Source organism: Simplicispira sp. GW247-4R2A, from assembly GCF_059424465.1.
The window spans coordinates 21,513-44,921 of sequence record NZ_JBWKZM010000011.1 but is presented as its reverse complement, the minus strand read 5'-3'; the positions used below and the strand labels follow the sequence as shown (position 1 = coordinate 44,921).

The 23,409-nt window shown below is 61.9% G+C and carries 22 protein-coding genes and 1 tRNA gene; 12 read left to right on the top strand and 11 right to left on the bottom strand.

Annotated features, from left to right (window positions below; genetic code table 11):
* Positions 1 to 221 precede the first annotated feature (221 nt).
* Together aroB and AC07ZH_RS09335 are read left to right on the top strand one after the other, a co-directional pair.
* Complete coding sequence (aroB, locus tag AC07ZH_RS09340) at positions 222 to 1,319, top strand: 3-dehydroquinate synthase (protein WP_495199496.1); 1,098 nt, start codon at positions 222 to 224, stop codon at positions 1,317 to 1,319.
* A 79-nt stretch (positions 1,320 to 1,398) separates the two neighbouring features.
* On the top strand, positions 1,399 to 2,568 hold the full coding sequence (locus AC07ZH_RS09335; protein ID WP_495199495.1) for a deoxyguanosinetriphosphate triphosphohydrolase: 1,170 nt from the start codon (positions 1,399 to 1,401) through the stop codon (positions 2,566 to 2,568).
* Between the two features lie 35 nt (positions 2,569 to 2,603).
* Here the strand turns inward: AC07ZH_RS09335 and AC07ZH_RS09330 are convergent, their stop codons facing one another.
* The gene (locus AC07ZH_RS09330) at positions 2,604 to 3,680 is read right to left on the bottom strand and encodes an ABC transporter ATP-binding protein (RefSeq protein ID WP_495199494.1); all 1,077 of its coding nucleotides are present in this window, start codon (positions 3,678 to 3,680) and stop codon (positions 2,604 to 2,606) included.
* Positions 3,681 to 3,701: 21 nt separating this feature from the next.
* On the opposite strand from AC07ZH_RS09330, the gene AC07ZH_RS09325 reads away from it, so the two are divergent.
* Complete coding sequence (locus AC07ZH_RS09325; RefSeq protein ID WP_495199493.1) at positions 3,702 to 5,375, top strand: ABC transporter permease; 1,674 nt, start codon at positions 3,702 to 3,704, stop codon at positions 5,373 to 5,375.
* Between the two features lie 57 nt (positions 5,376 to 5,432).
* Here AC07ZH_RS09325 and AC07ZH_RS09320 read toward each other — a convergent pair whose 3' ends face one another.
* Positions 5,433 to 5,732, bottom strand: coding sequence for a DciA family protein (locus AC07ZH_RS09320; RefSeq protein ID WP_119109129.1), 300 nt, complete (start codon positions 5,730 to 5,732; stop codon positions 5,433 to 5,435).
* Between the two features lie 36 nt (positions 5,733 to 5,768).
* Here AC07ZH_RS09320 and AC07ZH_RS09315 point away from each other — a divergent pair, with 36 nt between their 5' ends.
* The 5 genes from AC07ZH_RS09315 to AC07ZH_RS09295 all read left to right on the top strand — a co-directional run bounded on the left by AC07ZH_RS09315 (position 5,769) and on the right by AC07ZH_RS09295 (position 12,591).
* On the top strand, positions 5,769 to 6,764 hold the full coding sequence (locus AC07ZH_RS09315) for a M23 family metallopeptidase (RefSeq protein ID WP_495199492.1): 996 nt from the start codon (positions 5,769 to 5,771) through the stop codon (positions 6,762 to 6,764).
* A gap of 138 nt (positions 6,765 to 6,902) precedes the next feature.
* Positions 6,903 to 9,662, top strand: coding sequence for a preprotein translocase subunit SecA (gene secA / locus AC07ZH_RS09310; RefSeq protein ID WP_495199491.1), 2,760 nt, complete (start codon positions 6,903 to 6,905; stop codon positions 9,660 to 9,662).
* A gap of 186 nt (positions 9,663 to 9,848) precedes the next feature.
* Positions 9,849 to 11,078 (top strand): bifunctional glutamate N-acetyltransferase/amino-acid acetyltransferase ArgJ, encoded by a 1,230-nt coding sequence (argJ, locus tag AC07ZH_RS09305; RefSeq protein ID WP_495199490.1) that lies wholly within the window; start codon positions 9,849 to 9,851, stop codon positions 11,076 to 11,078.
* A 44-nt stretch (positions 11,079 to 11,122) separates the two neighbouring features.
* The gene (locus AC07ZH_RS09300) at positions 11,123 to 12,001 is read left to right on the top strand and encodes an ATP-binding protein (protein ID WP_495199489.1); all 879 of its coding nucleotides are present in this window, start codon (positions 11,123 to 11,125) and stop codon (positions 11,999 to 12,001) included.
* A gap of 158 nt (positions 12,002 to 12,159) precedes the next feature.
* Positions 12,160 to 12,591: an NUDIX domain-containing protein gene (locus AC07ZH_RS09295; RefSeq protein WP_495199488.1), complete on the top strand. Its 432-nt coding sequence runs from the start codon at positions 12,160 to 12,162 to the stop codon at positions 12,589 to 12,591.
* A 37-nt stretch (positions 12,592 to 12,628) separates the two neighbouring features.
* On the opposite strand, the gene AC07ZH_RS09290 is transcribed toward AC07ZH_RS09295, so the two are convergent.
* The 8 genes from AC07ZH_RS09290 to AC07ZH_RS09255 all read right to left on the bottom strand — a co-directional run bounded on the left by AC07ZH_RS09290 (position 12,629) and on the right by AC07ZH_RS09255 (position 19,330).
* The gene (locus tag AC07ZH_RS09290; protein ID WP_119109123.1) at positions 12,629 to 12,844 is read right to left on the bottom strand and encodes a DNA gyrase inhibitor YacG; all 216 of its coding nucleotides are present in this window, start codon (positions 12,842 to 12,844) and stop codon (positions 12,629 to 12,631) included.
* Between the two features lie 18 nt (positions 12,845 to 12,862).
* Complete coding sequence (gene zapD / locus AC07ZH_RS09285) at positions 12,863 to 13,618, bottom strand: cell division protein ZapD (protein WP_495199487.1); 756 nt, start codon at positions 13,616 to 13,618, stop codon at positions 12,863 to 12,865.
* 47 nt (positions 13,619 to 13,665) lie between these two features.
* Entirely contained in the window at positions 13,666 to 14,286 is a 621-nt protein-coding gene (gene coaE / locus AC07ZH_RS09280) for a dephospho-CoA kinase (RefSeq protein ID WP_495199486.1), read from the bottom strand.
* Positions 14,283 to 15,158, bottom strand: a complete 876-nt coding sequence (locus AC07ZH_RS09275) for a prepilin peptidase (RefSeq protein WP_495199485.1) — start codon at positions 15,156 to 15,158, stop codon at positions 14,283 to 14,285. Before AC07ZH_RS09275 ends, coaE begins: the two co-directional genes overlap by 4 nt.
* Positions 15,158 to 16,378, bottom strand: coding sequence for a type II secretion system F family protein (locus tag AC07ZH_RS09270; protein WP_119109119.1), 1,221 nt, complete (start codon positions 16,376 to 16,378; stop codon positions 15,158 to 15,160). Before AC07ZH_RS09270 ends, AC07ZH_RS09275 begins: the two co-directional genes overlap by 1 nt.
* 25 nt (positions 16,379 to 16,403) lie before the next feature.
* A complete protein-coding gene (gene pilB / locus AC07ZH_RS09265; RefSeq protein WP_495199484.1) occupies positions 16,404 to 18,137 on the bottom strand; it encodes a type IV-A pilus assembly ATPase PilB in 1,734 nt (577 codons plus the stop codon).
* Between the two features lie 161 nt (positions 18,138 to 18,298).
* Positions 18,299 to 18,375, bottom strand: a tRNA-Pro gene (locus AC07ZH_RS09260).
* A gap of 25 nt (positions 18,376 to 18,400) precedes the next feature.
* On the bottom strand, positions 18,401 to 19,330 hold the full coding sequence (locus AC07ZH_RS09255) for a polyprenyl synthetase family protein (RefSeq protein ID WP_119109482.1): 930 nt from the start codon (positions 19,328 to 19,330) through the stop codon (positions 18,401 to 18,403).
* A gap of 302 nt (positions 19,331 to 19,632) precedes the next feature.
* Between AC07ZH_RS09255 and rplU the strand changes: the two genes are divergently transcribed.
* From rplU to proB, 4 genes are all read left to right on the top strand, one after another.
* A complete protein-coding gene (gene rplU, locus AC07ZH_RS09250; RefSeq protein ID WP_106445542.1) occupies positions 19,633 to 19,944 on the top strand; it encodes a 50S ribosomal protein L21 in 312 nt (103 codons plus the stop codon).
* Positions 19,945 to 19,972: 28 nt separating this feature from the next.
* Positions 19,973 to 20,233, top strand: a complete 261-nt coding sequence (rpmA, locus tag AC07ZH_RS09245) for a 50S ribosomal protein L27 (protein WP_119109117.1) — start codon at positions 19,973 to 19,975, stop codon at positions 20,231 to 20,233.
* Positions 20,234 to 20,334: 101 nt separating this feature from the next.
* Positions 20,335 to 21,408 (top strand): Obg family GTPase CgtA, encoded by a 1,074-nt coding sequence (gene cgtA, locus AC07ZH_RS09240; RefSeq protein ID WP_495199483.1) that lies wholly within the window; start codon positions 20,335 to 20,337, stop codon positions 21,406 to 21,408.
* A 63-nt stretch (positions 21,409 to 21,471) separates the two neighbouring features.
* Positions 21,472 to 22,620, top strand: coding sequence for a glutamate 5-kinase (gene proB / locus AC07ZH_RS09235; protein WP_495199482.1), 1,149 nt, complete (start codon positions 21,472 to 21,474; stop codon positions 22,618 to 22,620).
* 25 nt (positions 22,621 to 22,645) lie between these two features.
* On the opposite strand, the gene AC07ZH_RS09230 is transcribed toward proB, so the two are convergent.
* Positions 22,646 to 23,335 (bottom strand): RNA pyrophosphohydrolase, encoded by a 690-nt coding sequence (locus tag AC07ZH_RS09230; protein WP_495199481.1) that lies wholly within the window; start codon positions 23,333 to 23,335, stop codon positions 22,646 to 22,648.
* Positions 23,336 to 23,409 lie beyond the last annotated feature (74 nt).

Below are 23,409 nucleotides of genomic sequence, written 5' to 3'. Positions count from 1 at the left end.
TCGCCTCGCCGTGGCCGATTCCTTGGAAGGGCCAGCGACTGTGTCGCCTGTGCCCTCTGGAGCGGGAAGCCCCCACACACCAGCCTGGGTAAGCTGGCCCCACGACGTTCATGTCCTACACTTTGCGTGCCATGTCCTCTTCGATTCACATCCACGACGCCACGCTGTCCCGCGATCGCGCAGGCGCTGCACCTTCTGTTGGCTAGCCCGTATCCACGAACATGCAAACTGTCTTTATTGAGCTGGGCGACCGCAGCTACCCTATCGTTATCGGCCCAGGCCTTTTGGGCATGGCAAGCAGCTTTGCCACACTGCCGCCGGCAACGTCCGCGCTCATTGTCACCAACACAACGGTGGAGCCCCTGTACGCCCAAGTCTTGCGCACCAGCCTGGAGGCGAAGTATGCGAAAGTGCATGGGGTAGTCTTGCCGGATGGCGAAGAGCACAAATCATGGACCACGCTGAACCTGATTTTTGATGCCTTGCTGTCCCAGGGCTGCGACCGCAAAACCATCCTGTTCGCCTTGGGCGGCGGTGTGGTCGGAGATATGACGGGCTTCGCTGCCGCGTGCTACATGCGCGGCGTGCCGTTTGTGCAAGTGCCCACCACCTTGCTCGCGCAAGTGGATTCTTCCGTGGGCGGCAAGACGGGTATCAACCATCCCCTGGGCAAGAACATGCTGGGTGCGTTCCACCAGCCGCTGCTGGTGGTCTGTGATCTGGCCACCCTCGCTACCCTGCCGGCGCGCGAGCTGAGCGCAGGTCTGGCCGAGGTGATCAAGTACGGGCCTATCTACGATATGGCATTCATGGAGTGGCTTGAGGCCCACATGGATGCGCTGCGCGCACGCGATCAGGCGGCGCTTGCCCATGCGGTGCGGCGCAGTTGCGAGATCAAAGCCGAGGTGGTGGCCCAGGACGAGCGCGAATCGGGCCTGCGCGCCATTCTCAACTTTGGCCACACCTTTGGACATGCCATTGAATCGGGCATGGGCTACGGCGTGTGGTTGCACGGCGAGGGCGTTGGCGCCGGCATGCTGATGGCCGCCGAGCTCTCTCGCCGCCTGAATTTGGTGGATGCGGCGTTCTGCGCGCGCCTGCATGCCTTGGTCGAGCGGGCCGGCCTGCCGGTGCGAGCCCCGGTGCTCGATGCACAGGACAACGCCGGGCGCTATCTCGAATTGATGCGGGTGGACAAGAAGGCGCAGGCAGGTGACATCCGCTTTGTGCTGATCGACGGCCCAGGCAAGGCCGTGGTGCGCGGGGCACCCGATGCCTTGGTGCGTGAGGTGATCGACCTGTGCTGCGCCACCGACTGAGGCACAAGCTTGGCAAAGCCCTTGAATGCTATTGAATACATAGCTGTATGCGCATATGGAATAAGCGCTAGAGGCCGATTTGACTGATATTTTTGGTTTGGCCGCCTATGCCTGCCATGCGGCGGGCACCCGCGGACGCAGGCATCCCGAAGTGCCCGCGCCCACGCGCAGCGACTACCAGCGCGACCGCGACCGCATCGTGCATTCCTCAGCCTTTCGGCGCCTGGTCTACAAGACGCAGGTGTTCCTCAACCATGAGGGCGACCTGTTTCGCACCCGGCTGACGCACTCGCTCGAAGTGGCGCAACTGGCCCGCTCGGTGGCGCGCTCGCTGCGCCTGAACGAAGACCTGGTGGAAGCCATCGCCCTGGCGCATGACCTGGGCCACACGCCTTTTGGCCACGCTGGGCAGGATGCCTTGAACCATTGCATGCGCTCGCATGGTGGTTTTGAGCACAACCTGCAAAGCCTGCGTGTGGTGGACAAGCTCGAGCTGCGCTACCCGCAGTTTGCCGGGCTCAACCTCACATTCGAGACGCGCGAAGGCATTTTGAAACATTGCTCGCGCACGAATGCCCAGGCCCTGGAGGCCGAAGAGCCTGGCGGTGTCGGCGCCCGGTTCCTGGAACATCGCCAGCCCAGCCTGGAGGCCCAGTTGGCCAATCTGGCCGACGAGATCGCCTACAACGCCCACGACATCGACGATGGCGTGCGTTCGGGGCTCATCACGCAAGAGCAACTGCAGCAGGTGCCGCTTTTTGCGCGCTACCGGGCGCAGGCGCTGGGTGAGTACCCTTCGCTCGATATGCCCGATCACCAGCGCCGTCTGCTCTACGAAACCATTCGCCGCATGCTCAGCGCGCAGGTCTACGACGTCATTGCGGCGACCCAGGCGGCACTGGCGCGCGCCACGCCGGCCGATGTGGACGGCGCCCGCCATGCCGAGCCCTTGATTTGCTTCAGCCCGGAGATGCGCAGCGAGTCGCAGGCGCTCAAGCGCTTTCTCTTCGACAACCTGTACCGGCATCCGCAGGTTGTGGCGACCACGGACAACGCCCAAGTCGTGGTGCGTGAGTTGTTCCAGGCCTATCTTTCCGACCCGAAGGCGATGAAGCCTGGTTACCTCGCCCGCGCTGCCGCAGCGCCAGGGCAATGTGAACGGGTGGTGGCGGATTTCATCGCTGGTATGACGGACCGCTTTGCCGCGGCGGAACACGAGCGGATCACGGGCCGCAGGTTGCTCGTCTGAGCAGGCTTGGTGCGTGGCTGGAGGCCGCAGCGGTCTCAGGCGTTCACTGCCTCACGGGCGAATGTGACGACATGGTCGGCCTGCACGCGCACGCCAATCCATTCGCCAATGGCATGGTCGTGGTGGCTGGGTACATGGGCCTGTAGCTGCAAGCCGCCCTGCATCTGCAAGGTGTAGAGAAACTCGGCGCCTCGAAACGCCTTGCGCAGCACGCGGGCTTTCACGGGCGATACATCGTCGTGCACGATATCGTCGGCGCGCAGCAGCACGTCACACTTGCCATCTGCATAGTGCGAAGGCAGGGGGCAATCGGTCAGGTTCTGCAAGCTGCCCAGGGCGGTATGCACGGCAACGCCCGTCTGCCCTTGCTCAAGCGAGGCCGGCACGAAGACGCCGTGCCCGATGAAGTTGGCGACAAACCGGGTGGCGGGGCGGTGGTAGAGGCTGTAGGCATCGTCCCATTGCTCCAGCTTGCCGGCCTGCATGACGCCAATCAGGTCGCCAATGGCAAAAGCTTCCAGTTGATCGTGCGTGACAAACAGCGCTGTGGCGTCTGCTGCCTTGAGAATGTCACGCATTTCGTGCGCCAGACGCTCGCGCAAGCCCACATCAAGATTGGAAAAGGGCTCATCCAGCAGCATCAGTTTGGGTTGGGGTGCCAAAGCGCGCGCCAGCGCCACACGCTGCTGCTGTCCGCCTGAGAGTTCGTGGGGGTAGCTTCCCTGGCGGCCCGGAAGACCCACCAAATCCAGAACCTCGCCAATGCGCTGGGTTTGCGCGTGGCGCTCCATGCCGTGCAAGCCAAACGCAATATTGCGGCCCACGTCCAGGTGAGGGAACAGCGCGTAGTCCTGAAACACCATGCCGATGTGCCTTGCCTCGGGAGGCACACCGTGGCCCGGGCAACTCACACATTCGCCGGCCAGCCGCACTTCACCGTGTTCAACGGGCGCCAGCCCGGCCACCGCGCGCAAGAGCGTGGTCTTGCCGCAGCCAGAGGGCCCGATCAGAACGCCAATGCTGCCAGCGGGGAGGCCCAGGCTGACGCCATCGACTGCCGGGGTGTTTTGATCCGGGTAGCGCACGCCCAGATTTGATAGCTGCAGGAACATTCATCCATTTTATGTTTGTAAATGCGTAAAATTCTCATTTGCATTGAACTGGCGTTGCCGCGCACCTTCCGACTTCCTATCTTGTTTACCTTCCGCGCGGTATTGCGTCACCTTCCCTTGTTGCTGATTGCCGGCGTGCTTGGTTTGCCTGTCCTCGCCTTGCTGGGCGCGTGGTTGCCGGGCACAGCGTCTACGGCGCCATTGCCTGTGCTCAGGGCCATGGCCGAGACGGTGCTGCCGGGGTACCTGTGGACGACGCTCTGGCTGGCGCTAGGCGTCGGCGTTGGGACTGCGGTCGTGGGAACCGGCGCAGCCGTTGCCGTTACCTTGTTTGATTTTCCGGGCCGGCGCAGTTTCGAATGGCTGCTCCTCCTGCCGTTGGCGATGCCCGCCTATGTCACGGCCTACGCATACACCGATTTCCTTCAATTCAGTGGGCCTTTGCAGACATGGGTGCGGACGGCCTTTGGGCTGGAAGGGCGTCTGCTGCCGGAAGTACGCAGCCTGGGCGGCGCCGTACTGGTCTTCGTGGTGTCTCTCTATCCTTATGTGTACTTGCTGGCGCGCACGGCGTTGGCCGAGCGCGTTCCCCAATTGATGGAGGCCGCGCGCATGCTCGGCGCGCCACTCTCGCGCCGCATTGCCGAAGTGGCATTGCCACTGGCCCGCCCGGCGGTGGCGGCTGGTGTGGCACTTGCCTTGATGGAGACGCTGGCGGACTTCGGCGTCACCAGCTACTTTGGCATCCAGACATTCAGCACCGCCATCATCAAGGCCTGGCTGGCAATGGACGACCCGCGCGTTGCGGCACAGCTCTCGACCATGCTGCTGGCATTCGTGCTGGTGCTGTTGTGGCTGGAGCGCCGCGCGCAACGGCGTTTGCGTTTCAGCATCCGTGGGGCGGGTGGGGCAGCTGCTGTGCCGACAGCATTGTCCGGCTGGGGCACCGTGCTTGCGTGGCTGGTGTGCGGCCTGCCCGTTGTGCTGGGGTTTGCTGCGCCGGTGGGCTTCATGCTGCGGCCCCTGGCGGCCGATTGGTCGGTACTGCCTTGGGAGCGTTTTCTGGAATGGGCAGGGAACAGTGTGCGGCTCGGCGGCATCACCGCTGCGCTGGCGTTGGGTCTCGCGCTGGTGCTCGGGTTTGCCGGGCGCCGTACGCCGCAAGGGCCGGGTCGTTTCGTGGCGCGCCTGGTGGGCGTGGGCTACGCAGTGCCGGGCGCCGTCATTGTCGTTGGCGTGTTGCTGCCTGTCGCCTGGATTCAGCAGCAATTTCCGCACCTGGGGCTTGCGGCAGTCGTTACCACGACAGCGGTGGGCATTGTCTGGGCCTACCTGGTGCGCTTTTGCGCCGTGGCACTGCAAAGTGTGGAAAGCGGCTATGCCCGCCTGCCCACTAGCCTGGACGAAAGCGCCCGGTTGCTGGGGGCCGGCAGTATCCGCCTGGCCCGCGAGGTGCATTGGCCCTTGCTCAACCGCGCTGCGGCAGCGGGCGCGCTGCTGGTATTTGTCGACGTGATGAAAGAGCTGCCCGCCACCATGGTGCTGCGGCCGTTCAACAGCGATACGCTGGCGGTGGTGGCCTACCAGCTGGCGCGCGACGAGCGCCTGGGCGAAGCAGCACTGCCTTCACTCGCGCTGGTGCTGGTCGGGCTGGTGCCGGTGCTGCTGCTGAGCCGTGCCCTGCGCAGTCGCTAGCAGGCGCGAAGGTGTCCGAAGCATTTTCCGCCCTTGACCAGAGCATCTGCAGGCGCCCTAAGTTTGAACTTTCAGGCGAATCGCGCTAACCTCCCACCCCTTGCTGCGCAAATGGGCTTCCAGGGCGGGCAGCAACTGGCGCAGTTTGGCAGCGGCAGCGTTGCCCTGGACAAGCAGGCACCAGGTCGTACCGTCAATGGGTCCGGCGCGCAAAGACGCCCGGAGCGCCGGGGGAACCAGCGGTTCGATGGCATTCAGGCGTGCGCTTGAATCGCGCGCAAGGCTCGTGAGTTGGGCCAAGACAGGCGCCTCCTCGGCGGCCTGCTGAAAAGTCACGGCATGGTGGCGGCGGTGCATAAACAAAGGCAGAAGCCACGCAGTTAAAGGCGGCAAATGCAGGTAATTATCATGGACGCGCGTCTTGCGCGCAGCCGGACGCTGACACTTTCCGGCACGCGCCTGGTTCTAGCGGGTTTGGTGTTTTCGCTGATGTTGATGTGCGTGGCCGCAGGCCTCTACCACCTGGTATTTTTGAAGGGTGCACGCGAAGGCTGGCCCGTCATTGGCGATTTGGTGCGCCTGGTCGTCAAGGACGATACCGATCAGCGCAACCGCTTCGTGCGCCAGAACCTGGACGCCATGGCGCGCAAGGTCGGGGAAATGCAGGCACGCATGGTGCAGCTGGAGTCGCTCAGCGACCGGGTCTCCGGTCTGGCCGGAATCCCTTTGCCAGCGAGCACAGGTGACAAACCCGGCAAGGCGCCGGGGCAGGGCGGCGTGCTGGTGGCGAGCCGTCCGCTCAGCATGGACGAGTTGCAGCGCACGCTGGATGAGCTGGACGCGATCAGCGGCCAACGGGCAGACTTGATGACGGTGCTCGAATCGCGCTTGCTCGACCAACTCCTGAGCAAGCACATGATTCCTACCCAAGAACCGGTTCCTGGCCATATGGTGGGCTCGGGATTTGGTTGGCGCATCGATCCGATCACAGGTCGATCGGCGCTGCACACCGGCCTGGATTTCCCTGCTGCGACAGGGTCCGCTATCCTGGCGGCGGCCGGCGGTGTGGTCGTGACCCAGGAGTTTCACCCAGAGTACGGCAATATGGTCGAGATTGACCACGGGAATCAGGTGATCACACGCTATGCGCATGCGTCCCGGGTGTTTGTTCGCCGCGGCGACTTGGTGCGGCGCGGGCAGAAAATCGCACTGGTAGGCACCACCGGCCGTTCCACCGGGCCCCACCTGCATTTCGAAGTCTGGGTGCAGGGCGTGTTGCAGGATCCGAAGAAATTCCTCGCTGCAGGCGACGCTGCTACGCGCGCCCAGTCGGTGACTGCCAGTGTTGCGCCAATCGCAGGCGCTGCCACCCCGGTGGCGCGCAGGTAAAATCCCCTCCTTTCGGGTCCGAGTGCCTGGGGCGCAAGGTTTGCTTGCAGTTCCCGCTTTCGGCCTCATTTGACCCACTTCTTCACAGGGATTGCGGATTTTTCGCGCGCTCACCCGTCGCGAGAGGTCCATGTCTGAATGGCCACCAACTTTCTCACCAAAATTTTCGGCAGCCGCAACGATCGCCTGCTCAAGCAGTACCGCAAGACGGTTGCGCGCATCAACGAACTGGAGCCCGCCTACGAGGCGCTGAGCGACGAGGCTTTGCGTGCCAAGACAGAGGAATTCAAGCAGCGCGTGGCAGGCGGCGAGCATCTGGACGCACTTTTGCCGGAAGCCTTCGCCGTGGTGCGCGAGGGCTCCAAGCGGGTGATGAAAATGCGCCATTTCGACGTGCAGCTGATCGGCGGCATGGCATTGCACTTTGGCAAGATTGCCGAAATGCGCACTGGTGAGGGCAAGACGCTGACCGCCACGCTGCCGGTGTACCTCAATGCCTTGTCGGGCAAAGGGGTGCACGTGGTCACGGTGAACGACTACCTGGCCAGCCGCGACGCGCAGTGGATGGGGCGGCTATACAACTTCCTGGGCCTGAGTGTGGGTATCAACCTGCCCAACATGCCGCGCGAGGAAAAGCAGACGGCCTACGGTTCGGACATTACCTACGGCACGAACAACGAGTACGGCTTCGACTACCTGCGCGACAACATGGTGTACGAGGCGGGCGATCGTGTGCAGCGCGGGCTCAACTACGCCCTCATCGACGAGGTCGATTCCATCCTGATCGACGAGGCGCGCACGCCGCTGATCATCAGCGGCCAGGCCGAAGACCACACCGCGATGTATGTTGCGATGAACAAAGTGGTGCCGCTGCTGGTGCGCCAGGAGGGCGAAGAGGACCCGCGCACTGGCAAGGGCGTCATCAAGCCGGGCGACTTCACGGTGGATGAGAAAACCCACCAGGTGTTCCTGACCGAGCAAGGCCACGAAACGGCCGAGCGCGTGCTGGCGCATCAGGGGCTGATCCCCGAGGGTGCGTCGCTGTACGACCCTGCCAACATCAGCCTGATGCACCATTTGTACGCGGCGCTGCGCGCCAACCACCTGTACAACCGCGACCAGCACTATGTGGTGCAGGGCGGCGAGGTGGTCATCGTCGACGAATTCACCGGCCGCCTGATGGCCGGGCGCCGTTGGAGCGACGGCCTGCACCAGGCCGTGGAGGCCAAGGAAGGCGTGGAAATTCAGGCCGAAAACCAGACGCTCGCATCGATCACGTTCCAGAACTACTTCCGCCTCTACAGCAATCTGGGCGGTATGACCGGAACCGCCGATACCGAGGCCTACGAGTTCCAGGAGATCTATGGCCTGGAAACCATGGTCGTCCCGCCCAACCGCCCGAGCCGCCGTGAAGACCAGCTCGACCGCGTTTACAAGACCACACGCGAGAAGTACGAGGCCGCCATTGCCGATATCCGCGAATGCCACGAGCGTGGTCAGCCTGTGCTGGTGGGGACGACGTCGATCGAAAACTCCGAGATCATCGACGAGATGCTCACCAAGGTGGGTCTGCCGCATCAGGTGCTCAACGCCAAGCAGCACGCACGCGAGGCCGATATCGTGGCCCAGGCGGGGCGGCTGGGCGTGATCACCATCGCCACCAACATGGCGGGCCGCGGCACCGACATCGTGCTCGGTGGCAACGTCGAGAAAGACATCGCCACTGTCGAGGCCGACGAGTCGCTGGACGAGGCTGCCAAGCAGGCCCGCATTGCCCAATTGCGCAGCGACTGGCAGCGCGACCATGAGCAGGTCAAGGAACTTGGCGGCCTGCGCATCATCGCCACCGAGCGCCACGAGTCGCGCCGCATCGACAACCAGTTGCGCGGTCGCTCGGGCCGCCAGGGCGACCCCGGTTCTTCGCGCTTCTACCTGAGCCTGGACGATTCGCTGATGCGCATTTTTGCCGGTGACCGGGTCAAGGCCATCATGGACCGTCTCAAGATGCCTGATGGCGAGGCGATTGAAGCGGGGATCGTCACACGCAGCATCGAATCGGCCCAGCGCAAGGTGGAAGCGCGCAACTTCGACGTGCGCAAGCAACTGCTTGAATACGACGACGTCGCCAACGACCAGCGCAAGGTCATTTACCAGCAGCGCAACGAAATTCTCGATGCCTCCGAGCTTGCCGATGTCATTGGCGCCATGCGCGACGACTGCCTGTCTGACCTGGTGCGTTTCTATGTGCCAGCGGAATCGGTGGAGGAGCAATGGAACCTGCCGGCGCTGGAAAAGGTGCTGGCTGATGATTGGCAACTGCCCCTGGAACTGCAAAAGGAAGTCGAAAGTTCCCACTCGATCACCGACGAAGACGTGCTCGAGCGCGTGCTCCAGGCCGCGCGCGACGCCTTTGACGCCAAGGTGGCCCTGGTAGGCGAAGCAAACTTCACCCAGTTCGAACGGGTCGTGCTGCTGCAAACCTTCGATACCAACTGGCGCGACCATTTGAGTGCGCTCGATTATTTGCGCCAGGGTATCCATTTGCGCGGCTATGCGCAGAAGCAGCCCAAGCAGGAATACAAGCGCGAAGCATTCGAGTTGTTCCGCCAGCTCATCGACATGGTGAAGAACGAGGTCACCAAGGTGCTGATGACGGTGCAGATCCAGTCGCCAACGCAGCTCGATCAGGCCGCCGAAGACATGGAGCAGCGCGCCGAGAGCATCGCCAACGTCACCTACAGCGCTCCCAACGAGAGCGGCGATGCCGAAACCGTCGTCGACGAGCGCACGCTGCGCGTCCAGGAGAAGGTCGCTGCTGGCGGGCGTATCGGCCGCAACGACCCCTGCCCCTGTGGCAGTGGCAAGAAATACAAGCAGTGCCACGGGAAGCTGGCGTGACAACCCCCTGAGCCGCTTGCGCGGCTTCCCCCTTCTCTTGCAGCTGCGCTGCGCAAGGGGGACGGCACCGGCGCTCTGGGGCGGCCCTTGCGCGGTGTCCACGGGTACGGGGGTGGGCCGTCTCATTGACCACTTGGCCTAAGTTTGCATTTTCAAGTGCATTTTTTAAGGTTTTTAAGGACAACCATGCCTGTGAATCTCTCTGCCCCCCTTGCATCTGACCTTCGCCCCATTGCAGGGATTCGTATCGGCACCGCTGAAGCGGGTATCAAAAAACCGGGGCGCAAAGACGTCACCGTCTTTCTGCTCGATGAAGGTGCCGCCGTGGCCAGCGTGTTCACGCAGAACCGCTTCTGCGCGGCTCCCGTGCAGGTGGCGCGCGAGCATCTGGCGAGCGGCAGCGCCATCCGCGCGCTGGTGATCAACACCGGCAACGCCAACGCGGGCACCGGCGCCGATGGCCTGGCGCGTGCCCGCCGCACCTGCACGGCTGCGGCGCAGGCGCTGGGCATCGCCGCGCAGCAGGTGCTGCCGTATTCCACCGGCGTGATCATGGAGCCGCTGCCCGTCGAGCGCATTGAGGCGGGCCTGCCCAATGCCATTGCCAACGCCGCTGCCGACCACTGGGGCACGGCGGCGCAGGCCATCATGACGACCGATACTGTGCCCAAGGCCTTCAGCGCCCAGGTGCAGATCGGCGGCGCCAAGGTGTCCGTCACTGGTATCTCCAAGGGCGCCGGCATGATTCGCCCCAACATGGCGACCATGCTGGGCTTTCTGGCCACCGATGCCTGCGTGGCGCCGGCGCTGCTGCCGCGGCTGGTGCGCCAGTTGGCCGAGCAATCCTTCAACCGTATCACCATTGACGGCGATACCTCCACCAACGACTCGTTCACGCTGATCGCCACGCAGCGCGCCGGGAACGCTGAAATCACCTCGCTCGACAGCGCCGAAGGCCGGGCACTGGCCGCTGCGCTGGGCGATGTGGCGCGGCTTTTGGCGCAGGCTATCGTGCGCGACGGCGAAGGGGCGACCAAGTTCATCACCGTGCGCGTCGAGGGCGGTGCCAGCGCAGAAGAGTGCCGCAAGGTGGCGTATGCCATCGCCCATTCACCGTTGGTGAAGACGGCCTTTTTCGCCAGCGACCCGAACCTGGGGCGCATTCTGGCGGCCGTCGGCTACGCGGGCATTGAAGACCTCGACCAGACGCGCATCGACCTGTACCTCGACGATGTGTTGGTTGCGCGCCAAGGGGGGCGCAACCCCGACTACCGCGAGGAAGACGGCCAGCGCGTCATGCAGCAGGCCGAAATCACGGTGCGCGTGGCGCTCGGCAGAGGCGACGCGCAGGACCAGGTTTGGACCTGCGATTTGAGCCACGACTACGTCAGCATCAACGCCGACTATCGCTCTTGATTCAATAGCTGTAAGCGCTTTACCCATAAGCGCTAGAGGCCAAAATGACCCATAATTTTGACCAGTTGATTGCCCGCGCAGAACAACTCATGGCGCGCATCGAGTTGGCCCTGCCGCAAGCTTTGTCCGCGCCCGATTGGTCGCAGGCCGTCGCCTGGCGCTACCGCAGGCGCGCCGGCGGCCATGGCCGGCTGGAACCGGTGCGCCACGTGGCTGCCATGGAACTCGGCCACCTCAAGGAAATTGATGGCCAGAAGGAAAAGATCCGGCGCAACACCGAGCAGTTCGTCCATGGCCAGCCGGCCAACAATGTGCTGCTCACGGGCGCGCGTGGAACCGGCAAGAGCTCGCTCATCAAGGCCTGCCTGAACACCTATGCCAGCGCCGGCCTGCGCCTGATCGAGGTGGACAAGGCCGATCTGACCGATCTGCCGGACATCATCGAAGTGGTCGCGGATCGGCCCGAGAAGTTCATCGTCTTCTGCGACGACCTGAGCTTCGAGGACGGTGAGCCGGGCTACAAGGCGCTCAAATCCATCCTCGACGGCTCGGTGGCCGCTGCCACGCCCAATGTGCTGATTTACGCCACCAGCAACCGCCGCCACTTGTTGCCCGAGTACATGCGCGAGAACCTCACCTACACGCACACCGACGACGGCGAAGTGCATCCGGGCGAAGGCGTGGAAGAGAAAATTTCGCTCTCCGAGCGCTTTGGCTTGTGGGTCAGCTTTTACCCGTTCAGCCAGGACGAGTACCTGGCAATTGCCGCGCAGTGGCTGGCCTCGTTCGGTGTAGCGACCACGGCGATTGAAGCGGCTCGGCCTGAGGCGCTGGTCTGGGCGCTGGAGCGCGGCTCGCGCAGTGGGCGTGTGGCGTATCAATTTGCCCGTGACTATGCAGGAAGACGCAATGCAACCCCCTGAGTCGCCTTCGGCGCCTTCCCCCTTCTCTCGCATCGCTGCGCGATGCGGGAAGGAGGACGCCACCAGCGCCGCGGGGCGGCCCTTGCGCGGTGGCTGCTGGCTTGGTCTGCGGCAGAGATCTGGGCTGCGCGTTGCGCTTGGCGCTATGGTGCATTGAGATGCAGCGTCAGCACACTGAGGTGGCAGTCGGCATCCTCATCCGGGGCGACGGTGCGCTGCTGCTCACCAGCCGCCCGGAGGGCAAAGTCTACGCCGGCTATTGGGAGTTTCCTGGCGGCAAGCTCGAAGCGGGCGAGAGCGTGGAGCAGGCGCTGCGGCGCGAGCTGCAGGAAGAAATCGGCATCACCATTGGCCCGGCACAGGTCTGGAAGGTAACGGAGCACGATTACCCGCACGCCCTGGTGCGCCTGCATTGGTGCCGCGTGACCGAGTGGAGCGGCGCGTTCGAGATGCGCGAGGCCCAGCAGATGTGCTGGCAGCACTGGCCTGTCACGGTGCGGCCCGTGCTGCCGGGCGCCTTGCCGGTGCTTGAATGGCTGGCGCAGGAGCGCGGCTTGGCGTTTGACCCCGAAATACTACGAAATAAATAGCTGTCAGCGCTTGATGGTATTGCGCTAGAGCCCTATTTCACTCATTTTTTGTGCGGGGGTCGCCGTACGGCGCATCGTCGGGTGGCGCCTCCGTCGGCATGCGAAATTCCTCGTTCGCCCAAGCCCCCAGATCCTGCTGCTTGCAGCGCTCACAGCAGAACGGCCGCCAAGGGTTGGCGCTGCTGTAGAGGCTTGGGCCGCCGCAGGCCGGGCAGACGACCTGGCGGGCTTTAAGGTCAGGAGGCTGCGCCATGCTGCGTCTTTCCGGTGCTCAGGCGCACAGTGTCAGCTCAAAGCTGACGTCCTGTGTACTGGCCGTGGCGTGCTCGCCGGGTTGTTCGTGCATCAAACGCACCGACACCATCAGCCGATTGCCGCTGATTTCGGGCACCACTTCCAGCGCTGGGTCAATGCGCAGCCGCAGGAGCTGAAAAGTGCGCCCTTGCGGCAGCGTTTGCTGCAGCTGCCCGCGTTCGGCGACCATCTTTTGCGGCACGCCGGAGTCGCGCAGCAGCTTGAGCAGCAAAAACACCGCCTCGGCCAGCGGGGCCAGCGTGTGCGCCCACTCGGCCAGCGCCTGCTGGCGCTCTGCGGCAGGGCGGTGCTGCCAGGCGGCGTACGCGGGCAGGTCAAAACCGCAGGTGCCGCCGGGAATGCCGACGCGGCTTCGGATGGCCATGAGCCACTCGTTTTCGGTGAGCGACTGGCCCGCCTTGCCGGATTGCGCATTGAGCGCGGAAAAGCAGCCGTCGAGCTGGCGCACCACGCTGTCGAGTGCATCCAGAGAGATCGAAGGGTTGCCCCGGTAGCCGTCGAGCTGGTGCTTTTGCCTTTCAAGGTCCTTCATGACGTCGGACTTCAAGTCGGCCCGGGCCGCGACATCCATGACTTCGAAGATCGTCGTCAGGGCGAAATGGTGGTCCAGCGGATGCTCGCGGGCAATCAGTACGCCCAGGCGGCGAAACAGATGCTCAAGCCGCAGATACGTGCGGATGCGCTCGTTAAAGGGGTATTCGTACAGGATCACGCGGCCGGTTTTCTAAAGGTTGCGTTGGAGGGAGAACGCATTGGGAATCATAGCCCGAACCCCCGTGCGAACGTGCGGACCGCGTCGTCAAGCGCTGCCAAGGAGATGCCATCGTTGAAAAGCACTGCATCGGCCACGGCGCGCCTCTGGGCGCGGCTGGCTTGCGCGTTCAAAATACTTTGCACTTGCGCGCGCGGCATGCCACTGCGCCGCATGACGCGCTCTATCTGGGTCTCGGTACGGCAGTCCACCACCAGTACCGCGTCCAGTGCCGGGGCCCAGCGCCCTGATTCGACCAGCAGGGGAATGTCGAGTACCAATAGGCGAGCACCTGCCTGCAGCGCGGTGTCGGTACGCTCGGCAATGCCGCGCAGCACGAGGGGATGCACGATGGCCTCCAGGCGCGCGCGTGCCGATGGGTCGGCAAACACCAGGCTGCGCATGCGGGCGCGGTCTAAGGCGCCATCGCCATCCAGAAATTCGGGGCCGAAAGCTTCGGCAATGAGGGGAATCGCTGCGCCGCCGCTGGCAGTGCTTTCCCGGGAAAGGGCATCGGCGTCCAGAATTGCTGCACCAGCGCTGGCGAGCAATGCCGCCACCGTACTTTTACCGCTGCCAATGCCCCCCGTCAGACCAATGCGCGGTGCAGATGCCCGGCGCTGATTCACGGGCTCAAGGCGCCCAAAATCGCCCGTTGTACGGTGTCTGGGCCCAAAAACAATGCAGCAAGTCCTGCGCCCACCAGGAATGGCCCGAACGGCACGTAGCCGCCCGCGCGCAGACGGCTGGCAAACTTCATGGCGATGCCCACGCAGGCACCCACCACCGACGCCATCAAAATCAAAGGCACCAGCGCCGGCCAGCCAAACCAGGCGCCCAGAGCGGCAAAGAGCTTGAAGTCCCCATAGCCCATCCCTTCCTTGCCCGTTGCCAGCTTGAAGGCCCAGTAGACCAGCCACAGCGAGAGATAACCGGCGGCGGCGCCCACCACGGAATGCTGCAGTGAAACCTCAATCCAGCCAGCTGCCGATGCGAGCAGCCCCGCCCACAGAAGCGGCAGTGTCAGGGCGTCGGGAAGCAGGGTAGTGTCCCAGTCAATAAATGCCATGGTCACCAACATGGCGCAGAAAAACGCCCATGCCATACCGCTGGCGCTGAGGCCAAAGCGCTCCCCGCAATAGAAAAATAAGCTGCCGACCAGCAACTCCACCAAAGGGTAGCGCATGCTGATGGAGGCGCCGCACGACGAGCACTTTCCACGCAGTGCCACATAGCTGAGCACCGGAATGTTCTCGTACCAACGCAACTGGTGGGCGCACGCTTGGCAGTGCGAGCGTGGCAGCATCAGATTGAAGGGCTCAGACGGCGCTTGTGCAGCGGCTCTCTCCGGCACGGCGCGGGTGGCATATTCGGCCACCTCCTGCTCCCATTGGCGCTCCAGCATACGGGGCAATCGGTAGATCACCACATTGAGAAAGCTGCCAATCAACAAGCCCAGAACGCCTGCAATGCTGGCGCCCCACCAGACCTCAGGCGGCATCAAATGACCTGGCCCAGTTTGAAGATGGGCAGGTACATCGACACCACGATGCCACCGATGAGGGAACCCAGCACCACGATGATGATGGGCTCCATCAGGCTGGAGAGGCCGGCCACCATGTCGTCGACCTCTGCCTCATAGAAGTCGGCCGCCTTGCCAAGCATGTGGTCGATGGAACCCGATTCCTCACCAATGGCACACATCTGCAGCACCATGGAGGGAAAAACATTGGCGTTCGTCATGGCAGCGGTCAGGCTGGTGCCGGTGGAGACCTCCTGCTGGATTTTGTTGGTTGCCAACGCATACACCGCATTCCCCGCAGCGCCTCCGACGGAGTCCAAGGCTTCCACCAGAGGAACGCCTGCAGCAAACATGGTCGAGAGCGTGCGTGTCCAGCGTGCTACCGCAGATTTGTCAATCAGAACACCAAAGATCGGGATCTTCAGCAGGGCGCGATCCATGAAGATCTGCATCTTTTCACTGCGCCGCCAAGCCTGCATGAAAAAATAAAAACCGCCTCCCAGTACGCCAAAGATCAGCCACCACCATTTTACAAAAATCTCACTAATTCCCATTACAAACAAAGTTGGGGCGGGTAAATCTGCACCAAAGGATGTGAAAACCTGTTTGAAAGACGGGATTACAAAAATCATTATCACCGTCACCACCACGAAAGCGACGATCACCACAGAAATAGGGTACATCAAGGCCGATCGGATTTTCGATTTGATGGCCTCGGTTTTTTCCATATACATGGCAAGGCGATCGAGCAGTGCTTCGAGAATACCTGCGGCCTCGCCAGCCTCCACCAAGTTGCAGTAGAGACTATCAAAATACATCGGGTATTTGCGAAATGCACCATTGAGCGAGGTCCCGGTTTCTACATCGCTGCGAATATCGTTGAGCAATTTTCCCACGCTGACATTGGCGTTGCCACGGCCCACAATGTCAAAGGCTTGCAGCAGAGGGACGCCAGCCTTCATCATCGTCGCCATTTGGCGGGTGAACAGCGCGATATCTTTGGGCTTGATCTTTTTCCCCGAGCGCATCTTGCGCTTCTTGATTTTGACGGGGAGAACGCCTTGACGTCGCAAGGTCGCCTGAACCTGGTTTTCGCCCAAGGCTCGAATCTCGCCACGGACGATTTTGCCGTTGCGATCCTTGCCTTCCCATTCGTAGACGTAGTCCTTGGCCCCTTGGGCAGATGCTGCAGTCGCCATTGCGGTCCCTAGTGTTTGCGTGGTATTAGAGGTTGGTGACTGCCAGCACTTCTTCGAGGGAAGTCAGGCCCAACTTGGCTTTGTGGAGCCCGGATTCGCGTAGGGAGCGCACCCCCTCAGCTTTGGCTTGTGCGGCAATTTCCAATGCGCTGCCATCCCGCAGAATAATGCGCTGAATCTCTTCGCTCACCGGCATGACTTGGTAAATACCAAGCCGGCCCTTGTAGCCGTTGTTACAGGCTGAGCACCCAACGGGTTTGTAAGGGACCCAGGAGCCATCAATAGTTTCCTCGGCATAGCCCGCGTCAATCAGCGCCTCGTGCGGGATATCTGCCGGCTCTTTGCACAGTGGGCAAAGCCGTCTTGCTAAACGTTGCGCCGTAATGAGAATCACGCTAGACGCAATATTGAACGGCGCGATACCCATGTTGCGCATGCGTGTCAGTGTCGTCGGCGCATCGTTGGTGTGCAGGGTCGAAAGCACCAAGTGACCGGTTTGCGCGGCCTTGATCGAAATATCCGCAGTCTCCAGATCGCGAATTTCACCGACCATAATAATGTCTGGATCTTGGCGGAGGAAAGCCTTGAGTGCAACAGCAAACGTTAATCCAGCCCTTTCGTTAACGTTGACCTGGTTCACTCCCGGCAAATTAATTTCAGATGGATCTTCAGCTGTTGCAATATTCACACCAGGCTTGTTCAGGAGGTTCAAGCAGGTGTAGAGCGACACCGTTTTCCCGGAGCCTGTGGGACCGGTGACGAGAATCATTCCGTAAGGCCGCTCAATGGCTTTGAGAAGACGTTCTTTTTCCTCTGGCTCATAACCCAAGGCTTCAATTCCCATTTTGGCGCTGCTCGGGTCCAAAATACGGATAACAATCTTTTCTCCAAACAGTGTTGGCAGCGTGCTCACGCGAAAATCGATGACGCGATCCGGGCCGACCTTGAGTTTCATGCGCCCGTCTTGCGGCACGCGCTTCTCCGAAATATCGAGCCGTGAAATGACTTTAATGCGCGAGGCAAGTTTCTCCTTGATGGCAATTGGGGGGGAGGCAATTTCCCTCAGTTCCCCATCTACCCGAAAACGCACCCGGTAATGGTGCTCATAGGGCTCAAAGTGCAAATCTGAGGCGCGCATATTGAACGCGTCAAGCAGCATTTTGTGCAGAAATTTGACGATGGGCGCATCCTCGACGTCGTTCGCTGCATCGCCCGGATCGGCTTCAGCTTCCGATGAGGCCTCTTCAAATTCGAATTCGCCCGCACCTGCGTAAGCATCTAATGCTTCACTGGCGGTCTTGGTATTGGCATCAATCAGGCGAACAAGTTTGTCGTATTCTGCAATGACCCAGTCCACCCCCATCTGGGTGGTGAATTTGATCTTCTCTGCCGCTTCCTGATCAGTGGGGTCTGCGGTGGCAACAATCAAGCGATTGCTGCGCTTGCTCAGCACCAGCACCCGATACGCTTGACATATCTTGGCATCGAGCAAGTCGCGGGGCAGGCGCAACGGATCAATGGCGTTGAGATCCAGGAGGGGGGCGCCAAAAATAGACGACACCGTGTGTGCTAGGTCGCTTGCCGAAACGATTCCTGCGCCTGTGACTTCCGCGATAAAGCTGTTACGCGAAGCTTGTGCTTTTCGCACAATATCTTCAGCCGTTTTTTGGGTCAGCTTGCCTGCAGAAATCAAGGCCCTTCCCAGCCCGGGCAAGGCTATCGAAGAAGCATCTTTCTGAGCGATGTCAACAGCAGCCATAGAGGCAGAGGTCCTCGTAAGAATTCGACAATCATCCTATCATCGCCGATGAGTGTTGCGCTGTAAATTGAAGTCGTTGCAGCTGATTTGAACGGGAGCCATTTAAGAAGCAAAAACGCCTTGGCACAAAAAGTGCCAAGGCGTTTTACAGGTCCAGATTGTGGTCGGGGTGAGAGGATTCGAACCTCCGGCCTCTACGTCCCGAACGTAGCGCTCTACCAGGCTAAGCTACACCCCGAAGTGTGTTGTGAGCGGGCACTTATTTACATTCTGCGCCCGAGCAACTGAGCCGCCAATTGTAGCAAACTGGCCTGGTGCTCATTGCGCGCAAAGGTGGCAATTGCCGTCATTGCGCGTTCTGCTTCCGCTGCCGCCAGGGCTCGCGCAACGTCTAGTGCGCCCGTTTCGCGGACGATGCGCACCACGGCATCAAGTTGATCGGTATTGCCGGTTTCGATGGCACTGCGAATGAGTCTGCTGTCGGCTGTGCTGGCGCGCTGCATTGCGGCAATGAGGGGGAGCGTGGCCTTGCCTTCGCGCAGATCGTCTCCCAGGTTCTTGCCCATCTCCGAGGCATTGCCGTCGTAGTCCAGTACATCGTCAATAATCTGGAAGGCCGTGCCGAGTGCTTGCCCGTAAATTGCGCATGCCTCTTCAATTCCTGGCTCGGATTTCGCCAACACGGCGGCCAGGCGCGCGCTTGCTTCGAACAGCTTGGCTGTCTTGGAGCGAATGACATGCAGGTAGCTTGCCTCGTCCAGCGAGGCGTCGTGCATGTTCATCAGTTGCAAAACCTCGCCCTCGGCAATCACGTTGGTGGCATCCGACAGGATTTGCATGACGCGCATCTCGCCCACATCCACCATCATCTGGAAGGCGCGGGAATAGAGAAAATCGCCCACCAGCACGCTTGCCGGGTTACCAAAGGTTTCATTTGCTGTGGCGTTCCCGCGACGCAATGTGGACTCATCCACCACATCGTCGTGCAACAAGGTGGCGGTGTGAATGAACTCCACCACGGCTGCCAGCGTGAACCGCGCGCGATTTTCGACGCCCAGCGCACCGCACATGAGCAGCAACAGGGCGGGGCGCAGCCTTTTGCCACCGGCCGCAATGATGTACCGCGAGACCTGGCCTATCAGGGGAACCCCAGACTCCAGTCGCTGTGCGATAACGGCATCGACGTTTCGCAATTCGTCCGCCACCAAGGCCAGTGGAGAGGGGCGTTGCGCTGCCAGTGGGGCAGGGGCTGGAGCATTCGGGATGTGGATCGAAGACACGGGGGGAATTATAGGAACGTCTATAGGGTAGGACAGGCGGCGAAGACGCTCGGGTTGCCGAGTTTGCCTGTACCTGGGGGAGGGAAGACGGGTGTGCGACTGGGTTTCAACGAGCAGCAGTGGCGTGGTACACTTATGGGTTCTGCGGAAATCCTTCTGCGGAAAGTTCGTGGGAGGCGGCTCGCTGCCTTCGCTATCAGACTCAAGAGGTCAACATGTACGCGGTCATAAAAACCGGTGGCAAGCAGTATCGCGTTGCTTCCGGCGAAAAAATTAAAGTAGAACAGATTGCTGCGGACGTAGGCCAGGAAATCGTGATCGACCAGGTTCTGGCCGTCGGAAACGGCGCTGAACTCAAGGTGGGCACGCCCCTGGTGTCCGGCGCCACTGTGACAGCCACTGTGCTGGCACACGGTAAGCACGACAAAGTGCACATCTTCAAGATGCGCCGTCGCAAGCACTATCAGAAGCGCCAGGGCCACCGCCAGCAGTTCACTGAACTGCAAATCGGCGCAATTGCTGGGTAATCCGGCCGGCTAACCAGGAAGAGATGTCATGGCACAGAAAAAAGGCGGCGGCTCTACGCGAAACGGGCGCGATTCCAAGCCCAAGATGCTCGGTGTGAAGGCTTTTGGCGGCGAATTGATCAGCGCAGGCGCGATCATCGTGCGCCAGCGCGGCACCAAGTTCCACCCCGGCGCCAATGTCGGCGTGGGCAAGGACCACACCTTGTTTGCCCTGGTGGACGGCCATGTGTCGTTTGCCGTCAAGGGTGCGTTGTCCAAGCATACGGTCAACGTGACTGCTGCAGCCTGAAGCGCGCGCGCTTTCTTTGCAGTCCAAGCCCCGCTTAGTCGGGGCTTTGTTTTTTGCCGCAAGCCCTATGATTGCGGCCGCTTTTGTACACTGGACTCCCCATGAAATTCGTCGACGAAGCCTACATTGACATTGCCGCAGGCGACGGCGGCAATGGCTGCGTGTCCTTCCGGCACGAGAAGTACAAGGAGTTCGGCGGCCCCAACGGCGGCGACGGTGGACGCGGCGGCCATGTGTTTGCCGTGGCGGACCCGAACCTCAATACCTTGGTGGATTTTCGCTATGCGCGCCGCTACGAGGCCAAGCGCGGCGAACATGGCATGGGTTCCGACATGTTTGGCGCAGCCGGGAGCGACATCACGCTCAAGATGCCCGTGGGCACCATCCTCAGCGATGCTGAAACCGGTGAGGTGTTGTTCGAGCTGCTGACACCTGGCGAAGTCATCACCATTGCCAAGGGGGGCGACGGCGGGTTTGGCAATATGCGCTTCAAGAGCGCGATCAACCGGGCGCCACGCCAGAAAACGCCTGGCTGGCCGGGCGAGAAAAGAAACCTCAAGCTGGAATTGAAGGTGCTTGCCGATGTGGGTCTGCTTGGCATGCCCAATGCGGGCAAGTCCACCTTCATTGCGGCGGTATCGAATGCGCGGCCCAAAATTGCCGATTACCCGTTCACCACGCTGCATCCCAACCTGGGCGTGGTGCGTGTGGCGCCGGAACAAAGTTTTGTCGTGGCCGACATCCCTGGCCTGATCGAAGGGGCATCGGAAGGTGCGGGGCTTGGGCACCAATTCTTGCGCCACTTGCAGCGCACGCGGCTGTTGCTGCATGTGGTGGATCTGGCCCCGTTTGACGACGCGGTGGACCCTGTGGCGCAGGCCAAGGCCATCGTGGGCGAGCTCAAGAAGTACGACAGCGCCTTGTTCAAGAAGCCGCGCTGGCTGGTGCTCAACAAACTCGATATGGTTCCGCTCGATGAGCGGGCCGCGCGCGTGGCGGATTTCGTCAAGCGTTTCAAGTGGAAGGGGCCGGTATTCCAAATATCAGCCCTGACGCGCGAAGGCTGCGAGCCGCTGATCCACGCGATTTACGCGCACGTCAAGGCCGTGCAAGTGGCCGAACAGGCACCCGCCCCCGAGCACGACCCCCGGTTTTCAGACGCATCGCCCGCCTAAGTACGAAATTTGCTATTATAAATATAGCTTTAAGCGCTTATATATAGGGCGCTAGAGGCAGAAATGACCCTTGAAAACTCGGAGGTGCTGCGGACCGCGCACCGCATCGTCGTCAAAGTGGGCTCCAGCCTGGTCACCAACGAGGGCCGTGGGCTGGACGCACAGGCCATTGGTGAGTGGGCGCGGCAACTCGCGGCGCTGGTCAGTGGTCAGGTGGGGGGCAAGCGCGAAGTCATTATGGTCTCCAGCGGCGCTGTCGCAGAGGGGATGAAGCGCCTGGGCTGGAGTGCCCGCCCGCGCCAGGTCCATGAACTTCAGGCCGCTGCCGCCGTAGGGCAGATGGGGCTTGCGCAAATGTACGAAACCAAGTTGCGTGAAAACGGCATTGGCAGCGCACAGGTGCTGCTGACCCACGCCGACTTGGCCAACCGCGAACGCTATCTCAATGCGCGCTCAACACTGGTCACCCTGCTGCACCTCGGCGTGGTACCGGTCATCAACGAAAACGACACTGTCGTCAACGACGAGATCAAGTTTGGCGACAACGACACGCTGGGCGCCCTGGTGGCGAATCTGGTGGAGGCCGATGCGCTGGTGATTCTCACGGACCAAAAGGGGCTGTACACCGCCGACCCGCGCCGGGACCCCGCGGCGGCGTTTGTGCACCAGGGTCGCGCTGGCGATGTGGCGCTCGAAGCCATGGCGGGAGGCGCCGGCTCCAGTATCGGGCGAGGCGGCATGCTCACCAAGATACTGGCCGCCAAGCGCGCCGCCGGCTCGGGGGCTTCCACCGTGATTGCCTGGGGTCGCGAGCCCGATGTGCTGCTGCGGCTCGCGGCAGGTGAACCCATCGGCACCTTGCTGGTGTCCCAGACCGCCAAGAAGCAGGCACGCAAGCAGTGGATGGCGGACCACCTGCAACTGCGCGGCGCCGTGCGGGTGGATGCCGGGGCGGCGGCCAAACTGTGTGGCGAGGGCAAGAGCCTGCTGCCCATCGGTATGACGCATGTCGAAGGGGAGTTCGAACGCGGTGACATCATCGCGGTGCACGACCCAGAAGGCGTCGAGATTGCGCGCGGCCTGGCCAACTACGCCAGCAACGAGGCGCGGCGCCTGTGCCGCAAACCCTCCAGCGCCTTTGAGGCGTTGCTGGGCTATGCAGCCGAACCCGAGATGCTGCACCGCGACAATCTGGTGCTCACAGGGCGCTAAACCACGCAAGGGCGCGGTCGCCCCGTCAGTTCCCGTGGCGCGGCAAGAGGCCGGTGTTTTCAGAGGGCGCCATCGGGTTTTCGGCGCAGTCCTTTTGCGGATTCGGATCGAAGCTCGCTCCCGGAGGCAGTTCTACCCCAGGATGCACCAGCATGGCGCCGCTGCGGTGGAGACTGCTATAGCCTCCCGATTCGGCGTCGCGCGCGCGCATGCCGCTGCGCAGGTAGCGGTTGCGCTGCTCTTGGCGCGGCAAAAAGCGGGCGAGCTCGGTCAATGCCGTCTCGTAAACGCCACGCTTAAATTCGACGACCACGTCCAGCGGCACCCAGTACTCGTTCCAGCGCCAGGCGTCGAATTCCGGGTGGTTGGTGGCACGCAGGTTCAAATCCCAGTCGTGACCGACCAACTGAAGCAGGTACCAGATCTGCTTTTGTCCCTTGTAATGTCCCCGCGCATCGCGGCGGATGTACCGGTCAGGCACCTCATAGCGCAACCAATCCCGGGTTCGGGCCACCACGCGGACGTGGTTGGGGTACAAGCCTACTTCTTCGTGGAGTTCCCGGAACATCGCCTGCTCGGGCGATTCGCCGCGGTCTATGCCGCCTTGCGGAAACTGCCAGCTGTGGGTGCGTATGCGCTTGCCCCAGAACACCTGGTTTCTCTGGTTGAGCAGGATGATGCCGACGTTCGGCCGAAAGCCGTCCCGGTCAAGCATAATCGAACCCCAAAATCTTAAAACTGCATCCATTATGCACGGCACTTGCCTGCTGCGGCGGCCGGAGCGCGTGC